This window comes from Desulfamplus magnetovallimortis (assembly GCF_900170035.1).
Taxonomy (GTDB): domain Bacteria; phylum Desulfobacterota; class Desulfobacteria; order Desulfobacterales; family Desulfobacteraceae; genus Desulfamplus; species Desulfamplus magnetovallimortis.
In genome coordinates, this window is record NZ_LT828574.1 from 1 (window position 1) to 8,135 (window position 8,135).

The window sequence follows — 8,135 nt, forward strand, 5'->3', positions numbered from 1 at the left end:
CAATATACTTTTTTCTTCTTCAACGTATATTTCTTTTTATTATCATGCCCTCTTTCATAAATTTTGATATATCTTGATTTGCTTTTAAAATTAACTTGATAAACTGCATTAGTAGTTCTTTCAAGGTCTGTCCTGCTAACTTTTCCACCTAATTTTGTCGAGGTATCTTTGCATTTTGAAAAAAACATATTTTTTCTAAGCAAATAAAACAGATCTACTATATGAGCTTCATCTTGGCAGAACAGATCTATTGTGTATTCTATTTGGGATAACTCAAGATTTGGAATTATTTGATTTAATTTAGAAAGCGCAGAATATGATGAGTCCGATGTTGTTAAAGATAAATAAGGCAAGTTCTTATTTGTGGGAGCATAATACATGAATGCCTTGTAATTATTATATTGAAATCCACCATGTTTATTATAATTTGGCATTCTTTTGCTTGGTGTATTCTTAAAAAAGGCTTTTACTTTTTTTGTAAGAATTTGATTCATGTCGCAATATTGAATAAAAAATTTTGTGTTATGAATAAATGCATTTATAGATTTTATTTTTGAAACTGTATTTTTTATAAATAGATTATGCTCTCTCTCTAAAAACATTCTTGGCTCTTATGACTTATGGGATAATTGAGGGATATTCGAAAAGGTCATCTTTTCATCTAACAGGCTTTAAAAAAACCAGATGCTCTATATTAGAAATATCATTTCCCCTTCTTATAGTCGACCCGCTTTTTCAGCTCCTTCCCACACTTGAAAACAGGAAGTCTTTTACCTGCTATCTGGACTTTTTCACTGGTCTTGGGATTCCTGCCAATATAGCCCGGATATTCTTTAACGTAGAAGGAACATAACCCTCTTATCTCAACACGTTCACCTTTTGCCAGGGCATTGGTCATCTCGTTAAAAAAAATACTGACCACTTCTGAGGCTTTCCAACGGGGGATGTTAGATTTTTCCTGTAGTGCAATAATGAAATCATTTAATCATTTTTGTTCAATGAAAGCATCTCCTGATTCTGGATTAACAGATATATTTGATAAAATTTATATCAATCTGCACTCATGGTGTCACTCACCAGGCACATAAGGGATAAGTCCTTTTTCATAAGCAACTTCTTGAAGTTCTCGGGGAAGATTACGAGCATCAACCATAAACCCATCAACAGTAATCAACCATGCTCTTAAATTGTCGTCCATTTTACTCGGAAGACACCAATTGGGATCAAGTTGATAGGTCTTTAAAATATCTCTGACTTCCTTTGATTTTGAGCTTCCAGTGGCTTTACTGACACCAAATGCGACACAGAGATCGGTTGCACTCATTGAAGGTTCCTGACTCCGATCAAACAGAAAATTAACAGACCCTATGGCATATGTGATTCCGCATGCCCAACTGTTGACTCTACCTTTACCGAGAGGAGAAGGACGCTTTCGACACAATGCCGCTGTTGCATACCGGATGAGCTGCCCGTACTCTTCATTGAGATATTTTTGTGCAACACTATCTGTGATTGCCACAATCTTATCATAAGTTACTTGCATTGCTTTAGGAACAGTCTCTGATTTTTTTACTTTTGCCATGATTTTCCCTTTAATTTGCTAACTATGTCTGGCACTTATCTCTCAATATTCCAGCACATTTGAAAGTAACAACCCTGCGTGCAGGAAGAGTCATTGTGCTGTCAGTGGCAGGATTTCTGCCCTTTCGTGAAGCTTTTTCCTTGACACAGAACTTGCCAAACCCTGAAATCATAACATCCTCTCCTGACTCAAGAGATTCCTTGATGATCTCCAGCAGGTCTTCCACAGCCCTTCCGGCATTAATGTGGGAAAGGTATCTTTTTTCTGTAATGGCAGCAACAATATCTTTTTTGGTTAAAGACACGCATATTCTCCATGATCTTGATATTATAAACAAAAATTTTCTTCATATATCGACAGACCAAAAAAGTCGATATAATCTTTTAATCTTTTTTAGGCTAATGGACAGTAAATCGTAAAAATAAACCTGCAAAGCCCTGGAGGCTCATCACATGGATATAAAAATCAGTTTTGACTGCACCGATGTCAATTGGGACAATGTAACAAAAATACTTAAACAGGTAGGCATGGGACACTATGCTCCGCATCTTCACAAGAAGGCATTTATGAACAGCCATACCACAGTATTTTCCTATATTAACAGTCAAATGATCGGCTTTGGAAGGGCAATATCCGATGGTGTATATCAGGCAGCTCTCTATGACATAGCAGTCGTGCCGGAATATCAAAACAGAGGCATTGGGAAAATCATCCTGAAAAGCATAATGGAGAATCTTCAAGGCTGCAATGTTATCTTGTACGCATCACCAGGAAAAGAGGGTTTTTACACAAAGCACGATTTTAGAAGAATGAAAACAGGCATGGCAAATTTCATCAATCCTGATCAGAAAAGAGAAAAAGGCTTTACTGATTAACTTTTAATCTCAATGTAGTGGCGTGGGGATTTTCTATCTGGGCGGGTCTTCTGCTTAATGCGGTTGTTAAAACTTTTTTCTGCTTCATGAAGAGTTTGATATGTCCATTCTCTGCGGTCAAGAATTTTATCACCAAAGCCACTTTTTTTTCTTATGACATACTGGTTGAACTCAAATTCAAGGGAAAGCGTGTAAAATGCTTTTTTGGGACTATCAGGAGAATACAGGTAGGATGACTTGAGTATATACCCAAACAAGTCTCTTTGAGGAAATTTTGGCGTTTTTATGGAGGGTTTCTTATTGCTCATTGATCAACCCTTTTAATTTTTAATTCATTTATACTTGAAAGTTTTTTTTCAGGTACACTCTTTTGAAGTTCTCAGCCATATTTTTAAACGTGTCTCAAGTCTGTCATCTAAAGCACCTGTGTTTCTGAAAGCCTTGATAGATAGCCTAAATTGTGTTGATACAAAGCTTTTCTCAAATTCTTTAACAGCCTCTTCGATAAGTTCTTTATCTTTGAGCAACAGTAGAAAAGACTCTTTAGCTGCCAGCTCTTTTTCTTGCTCTCTTAACTTTTCTTCTTCTTCAATAAGTCGTTTTTTTGCTTCAAGCTCTTCTTTACGGATTCGGGCTTGACGTTCTTCAGGAAACTCAAAACCATCCGGCCTGGTTAATCCTCCCTGTTTTAATGACTTATAGAAGTACTTAATCGGATTGTTAGCATTTTTAACTTTGGGTTCATTAGCGCCAAACATCAGTTGAGTTTCCCATTCCTCTTCTGTGAAATTGAATTCTTCAATCCAGGTATCAAGCTTTTGTTGGGTTAAACCTTGGTCGAGCCAAAAATCGGAGAAAGATAGATTTTTAAAAAGGATCTTTCTTTCTTTCTTATAAGACACCACCTGACCTTCTGCAATATAGTTGGTGTTAGTTGGTGTTAGTTGGTGTTTATCTTCATCTAAGATAGATTTTACCGCAATAGAAAAGTTTATATTGTATGGTATTGTTTTACTGGCATAGTCATAGCGTCCTGTAGATATTATCTGTTCTTCTTTGAACTTCAAAAGTACTGTTTTTATAGTATCTCTGCTTATTTTTAACTCTCTATCAAGCATTCCCCTGTTGTATCTTCCGTATTCTCTATTTTTGAAGAGCCAGCTATAAATTTGCATTTGTTTTTCACTTGCATAAAAAATTTTAGTTGGTGTTAGTTGGTGTTCATTGGTGTTAGTTGGTGTCCATTGGTGGTCACCAACTAAAGTAGTTGGTGTTAGTTGGTGTTTAGTTGGTGTTAATTGGTGTTCATTGGTGTTAGTTGGTGTTAGTTGGTGTTCTGTTTTTTGTTTAGTTGGTGTTAGCTGGTGTTTAGTTGGTGTTAATTGGTGTTCATTGGTGTCAGTTGGTGTTAGTTGGTGTTCTGTTTTTTCTAAGTCTTTTCCATCGTTATTATTATGTGTAATATTGGTGTTAGTTGGTGTTAGTTGGTGTTCATTGGTGTTAGTTGGTGTTCTTTTGTTGGCGTTAATTTTAGTTGGTGTTAGTTGGTGTTCATTGGTGTTAGTTGGTGTTAATTGGTTTTCATTGTTTTTATCACAATTTGTGGATGATAAACTATCCATCTTTTTCTTTATTTTTTCATGTTGAGACTTTCTTTCTATTGCTGCTTTTTTGACCAAATTAGCAAAACTCATTTTGTTACCTCAATCAGCTCTTTTGCAAGCGATTTATACGTAGAAATCATATTGATTGTAGGGGCGTGTGAAAATAATGTCTTTCTTAAATATTCAGCTTGTTGGACTGCTGTACAGATTGGGAGTATTGTCTCAAAGTATTTTTCAGGATAGTTTTCTTGTATTTCTGTGATCATTGCTTTTGAAATTGCAGTTCTTCTATCTGCTTTATTCATTACTAATTTTAGAAAAGTTAATTCAGGATTAAACTGTTGCATTGCAGAAACAAGTTCTAAAACGTGATTTAATCCGTCAATGCTGTGCATTGATCCAACTTCAACAGGAATAATAATAGCATCACTGGCACATAGAGCCATGCCAAGAGGTGTGTCTAATGTGGGAGGACAGTCGATAATGGTATAGTCAAATTTTTCAATTGCCTGATTTCGGATTTTATTGCGTAAATAAAAAAGTGAATCTGGAAAATTTTGTGTAAAAAAAAGGCTATTACCTGAAGAATCAAGAGAATTTGGTAGGCACCATAGTTTTTCAAAAGGTGTTGTGCTAATGAAGTCTGAAAGATTGCACTGGTCGCTTATTGTTTCTTGAGATAGAAGTGAATAAAGAGTATTTTGTTTTGATGTAGCACCTATGATGCTCGTAGAATTACATTGTGGGTCATTGTCAATCAATAAAACTTTTTTTTGAACTTCGATAATGCAATTGAAAGGTGAGTCGCTATGGCAGTTTTTCCAGTACCACCTTTATTATTCCCGATTGTTATAATCATATACTTATATCCGTTTGTTGTTTTGTATGATTTTTGTTTATAGTATGTATTCATACATATTGGATAACATATTATAATGTCAATAAAGATTTTTAATATTTGCTTAAAAGATAATTATATTAAATAAAATAAGTAAACGTTGACTAAGGTTTTTTTATCCCTATGTCATTGATTCATGCCACCCTTTTAAACATATTAATAAGAATCTATCGTTTATTTTGTCTGTCAGGAATTAGATTTTTTGTTTATTAGTTATGTCTCATGAATTACAGGAAGACTTTTTTAAAGAGTTGCTTGAATTTAATTATCATGAAATATTTTATACCTCTTGGGTAAAATCTTAACTTTTAAGGGGCTGCCATTAAAAAAGATCACCTATTTAAAGAGGGTTGAAGGCGGATATCAGAAACATACATTACTTTATTGAAGATTTGGACAGGGAGATTAAAATGGCAGAGATCAACCTGAATAGCACATCAGATTTCACCTATTATTATTGTACATCAAAAGGATTATCTTTTTCTATTTGCAGGGTATCATAACAAAAACACGATTTATCTATAATTGACGATATGTGTATGATTTTGTTAACACAAAGTCGTCTTATATAGTTGACAATATAATCTATTAAATTAAGCTGTATGTTGATATGATCAATAAAATCAATGATATGCAATCATGGCACACTATTTGATATATAAATAGATAACATGCTTTTAAAATTAACTTCATTAAGGGGAGGTCACCATGAAAAAAGCAATCGTTACTATAATGAGTCTGTTTGTACTGTCATTTAGCGGAAGTGTTCATGCACATGAGGAGCTGGTTTGGACACCAACTCATCTTCTGGGTTCCATGGTTGTTGGCTACACGGATTTCTTTGTCCAGGAAGACGGCTCTGAAACAGGTGTTTTCAGTGTTGTTCTTGAAAAAGATGGAACCAGCAATGATTTATTTGATCAGTTAATTGTCATTGGAGTCCCAGGTTCAGACCGTGCCATGGTGATTGGCATTCCATCTGGAGCAGGTGGCGTAGCTGCAACTCCAATAAATGTACCTGGGCCTTCAGATCGAAGTGGAAGAGTCAGTGCAACTCCAATAGTCATACCTGAACCCGTGATTAATAATTTTCCTTCAGTGGCTCATATAGACCACTGGTCTCAAACAGATTTTAATCTTGAAGATGTTGCAATGGAGTTTGACCCTATTCCTGATCCACCACCGGAAGGAGAGGATGCCTGGTTTGTAAGAGACGCAGGTACCGGCGGTCTGATTGCAGAAATGCCTGACCCAGGTGGAACTCCTCCAGGGCCTAACATGTTTGAATAGAAGTTCACATTTGAGTGTGATAATGTAGGGTGGCTAAATAAGTCACCTTTTTTTTGTGGGGTATCTTTCTTGTTGCAAATTTATACAATATTGTGGTGTGTTTTATATGAAGATATTTATTGTTTTGTCGAGATTTTTGAATCTTTGATATTAAACTATGTAAGGGGTCTAAGGCATTTATAATATATATGGAAGAAACAGATACTATAATTATCGGGGGTGGTCTGAGCGGCATTTACTCTGCATTTCTGCTGGCAGCCAGAAAAAAATCGTTTATTTTGCTTGAAGCTCGATCTCGTGTAGGTGGTAGAATTTTAAGTCCAGAGCATCAGGGTTTTTTTGTTGATCTTGGACCATCATGGTATTGGCCAATGATAAATCCGAATGTGAACGCATTGCTACAGACATTGGGTCTTAAAGGCTATCCGCAGTTTGAAAGGGGATTTGCTTTGTGTCAGGCCAAGGATGGCCATGCTGAAATCATAGAAGGTTATCCGATGAATCCTCCTGGATGGAGAGTTGCCGGTGGTATGATATCTCTTATAAACGGGCTTTGCTCCCGTATCCCTGAAGGTGTTATCCGATTAAATCATCCTGTATGTGAAATTAAACAAATGGACGATGGTGTTCAGGTCATTGTGGGTCATCATGATATGAAGCCTAAGTGTTCGTTGAAAGCATTAAGAGTTATTCTTGCTTTACCACCTCGGCTTGCAGCCAGTTCTATTTTGTTTACACCAGATTTATCATATAATCTTACCCAGGCAATGTTGAGAACAAGCACATGGATGGCAGGACAAGCAAAATTTTTTGCCATTTATAATCAAGCTAATTGGCGACATATTGGGCTTTCTGGACAAGGTTTTAGCGTATGTGGCCCCTTGGGTGAGATTCATGATGGTTCAGATGAGACCAACCCACCTTATGGGCTAACTGGATTTGTATCTATTCCTGCATTACGCCGTAAAGATAGTGACACTACAGTCCAGGCCATCCTCACTCAACTTGCTACTCTTTATGGAAAAAAGGCGGGGCAGCCAATAGGTGTCTATTACAAGGATTGGGCAAGGGAGGAATTCACTGCAACTGAATATGATCACAGGAGCACACACAATCACCCTGAGTTTCTTCCACCTGCCGGAAAAACAAGCATTTGGAACGATACATTTCTTTTTGCAGGAACAGAAACAGCAGAGCATTTTGGTGGCTATCTTGAAGGTGCACTATACAGTGCTGAAAGGGCTGTTTCTATGGTAAATTAAGAATTGTTTGTGTAAATAGAAATAGGTAAAAGGAGAGAAGATTTAATATGGCTTTGCTGTTATTGTTATCGATTAACCTTATGGTTTGAATGTAGCATCATTTTATTAATGGCTATTTTATGGGACTGTCCAAAGACCATTATTTCTTCAGGTTTGAATTCCCCTTTAAGATATGTATCTAAAAATTTTGGCGTGGAAAGCATATACAGGATGTAAGACATGTGACCAGAATAACCGGTAATATCCAGTTGTTGTAATTCGAGAATGGTTTTATCTGCAATGTCCATGATCTGACGGCTGACCACAGGGGGATTATCTTGGCTGCACACATGAGTAGAATAAATTCTCCGGCAAGAAAAAGGTCGGTCGTCATAGATCATGCAAGCACTGTTTTTCATTAAAAAAGGACATGGAGCAACAATTCCCTGTTCTCTCTGTTTGATCTCTTTTTGAAAAGATTTTGTCAGGCTTTTTTGCCGAGGTCTTTGTAATGCCTGCATGGCATTTCTTATAGCCAGTCCTTCAAGGGTTGTAATATCAATTCTTCCAGCCTCTTTGCAGCAATACCCACATCCCCTATGACAAGCAGGTTCTGTTTTTAATCCATTGGTTTTTTCATCAAAT

The 8,135-nt window shown here is 36.4% G+C and carries 11 protein-coding genes and 1 pseudogene; 3 read left to right on the top strand and 9 right to left on the bottom strand.

Annotated features, from left to right (window positions below; translation table 11 throughout):
• From MTBBW1_RS26605 to MTBBW1_RS26620, 4 genes and pseudogenes are all read right to left on the bottom strand, one after another.
• Positions 1–602, bottom strand: a pseudogene (locus MTBBW1_RS26605) (hypothetical protein); the annotation flags it as partial.
• Between the two features lie 101 nt (positions 603–703).
• Positions 704–973: an HU family DNA-binding protein gene (locus tag MTBBW1_RS26610; protein ID WP_080809872.1), complete on the bottom strand. Its 270-nt coding sequence runs from the start codon at positions 971–973 to the stop codon at positions 704–706.
• Positions 974–1,069: 96 nt separating this feature from the next.
• Positions 1,070–1,582 (bottom strand): DUF6398 domain-containing protein, encoded by a 513-nt coding sequence (locus MTBBW1_RS26615; protein WP_222424193.1) that lies wholly within the window; start codon positions 1,580–1,582, stop codon positions 1,070–1,072.
• A gap of 22 nt (positions 1,583–1,604) precedes the next feature.
• Positions 1,605–1,886, bottom strand: coding sequence for an integration host factor subunit alpha (locus tag MTBBW1_RS26620; protein WP_080809874.1), 282 nt, complete (start codon positions 1,884–1,886; stop codon positions 1,605–1,607).
• Between the two features lie 148 nt (positions 1,887–2,034).
• Here MTBBW1_RS26620 and MTBBW1_RS26625 point away from each other — a divergent pair, with 148 nt between their 5' ends.
• The gene (locus MTBBW1_RS26625) at positions 2,035–2,457 is read left to right on the top strand and encodes a GNAT family N-acetyltransferase (RefSeq protein WP_080809878.1); all 423 of its coding nucleotides are present in this window, start codon (positions 2,035–2,037) and stop codon (positions 2,455–2,457) included.
• Here MTBBW1_RS26625 and MTBBW1_RS26630 read toward each other — a convergent pair.
• The 4 genes from MTBBW1_RS26630 to MTBBW1_RS30500 are packed head-to-tail and all read right to left on the bottom strand — an operon-like array spanning position 2,454 to position 4,974.
• Complete coding sequence (locus tag MTBBW1_RS26630; protein ID WP_080809880.1) at positions 2,454–2,765, bottom strand: hypothetical protein; 312 nt, start codon at positions 2,763–2,765, stop codon at positions 2,454–2,456. The two genes, MTBBW1_RS26625 and MTBBW1_RS26630, sit on opposite strands and share 4 nt — an antisense overlap.
• A 48-nt stretch (positions 2,766–2,813) precedes the next feature.
• On the bottom strand, positions 2,814–4,151 hold the full coding sequence (locus tag MTBBW1_RS26635) for a hypothetical protein (RefSeq protein ID WP_080809882.1): 1,338 nt from the start codon (positions 4,149–4,151) through the stop codon (positions 2,814–2,816).
• Entirely contained in the window at positions 4,148–4,849 is a 702-nt protein-coding gene (locus MTBBW1_RS26640) for an AAA family ATPase (RefSeq protein ID WP_080809884.1), read from the bottom strand. Before MTBBW1_RS26640 ends, MTBBW1_RS26635 begins: the two co-directional genes overlap by 4 nt.
• The gene (locus tag MTBBW1_RS30500) at positions 4,819–4,974 is read right to left on the bottom strand and encodes a nucleotide-binding protein (protein WP_139786926.1); all 156 of its coding nucleotides are present in this window, start codon (positions 4,972–4,974) and stop codon (positions 4,819–4,821) included. Before MTBBW1_RS30500 ends, MTBBW1_RS26640 begins: the two co-directional genes overlap by 31 nt.
• A gap of 693 nt (positions 4,975–5,667) precedes the next feature.
• Here MTBBW1_RS30500 and MTBBW1_RS26645 point away from each other — a divergent pair.
• Positions 5,668–6,249 carry a hypothetical protein gene (locus MTBBW1_RS26645; RefSeq protein ID WP_080809887.1) on the top strand — a complete coding sequence of 194 codons (582 nt, stop codon included), beginning with the start codon at positions 5,668–5,670 and terminating at the stop codon, positions 6,247–6,249.
• A 188-nt stretch (positions 6,250–6,437) separates the two neighbouring features.
• Positions 6,438–7,511, top strand: a complete 1,074-nt coding sequence (locus MTBBW1_RS26650; protein ID WP_080809890.1) for a flavin monoamine oxidase family protein — start codon at positions 6,438–6,440, stop codon at positions 7,509–7,511.
• Positions 7,512–7,576: 65 nt separating this feature from the next.
• On the opposite strand, the gene MTBBW1_RS26655 is transcribed toward MTBBW1_RS26650, so the two are convergent.
• The coding region (locus MTBBW1_RS26655; protein ID WP_080809913.1) for a YkgJ family cysteine cluster protein at positions 7,577–8,135 on the bottom strand (559 nt) is incomplete at its 5' end.

Bases quoted from the DNA above. Each gene is read 5' to 3' on its own strand.
- MTBBW1_RS26615 (WP_222424193.1), bottom strand. From the start codon at position 1,582: ATGGCAAAAGTAAAAAAATCAGAGACTGTTCCTAAAGCAATGCAAGTA.
- MTBBW1_RS26625 (WP_080809878.1), top strand. From the start codon at position 2,035: ATGGATATAAAAATCAGTTTTGACTGCACCGATGTCAATTGGGACAAT.
- MTBBW1_RS26630 (WP_080809880.1), bottom strand. From the start codon at position 2,765: ATGAGCAATAAGAAACCCTCCATAAAAACGCCAAAATTTCCTCAAAGA.
- MTBBW1_RS26635 (WP_080809882.1), bottom strand. From the start codon at position 4,151: ATGAGTTTTGCTAATTTGGTCAAAAAAGCAGCAATAGAAAGAAAGTCT.
- MTBBW1_RS30500 (WP_139786926.1), bottom strand. From the start codon at position 4,974: ATGAATACATACTATAAACAAAAATCATACAAAACAACAAACGGATAT.
- MTBBW1_RS26645 (WP_080809887.1), top strand. From the start codon at position 5,668: ATGAAAAAAGCAATCGTTACTATAATGAGTCTGTTTGTACTGTCATTT.
- MTBBW1_RS26650 (WP_080809890.1), top strand. From the start codon at position 6,438: ATGGAAGAAACAGATACTATAATTATCGGGGGTGGTCTGAGCGGCATT.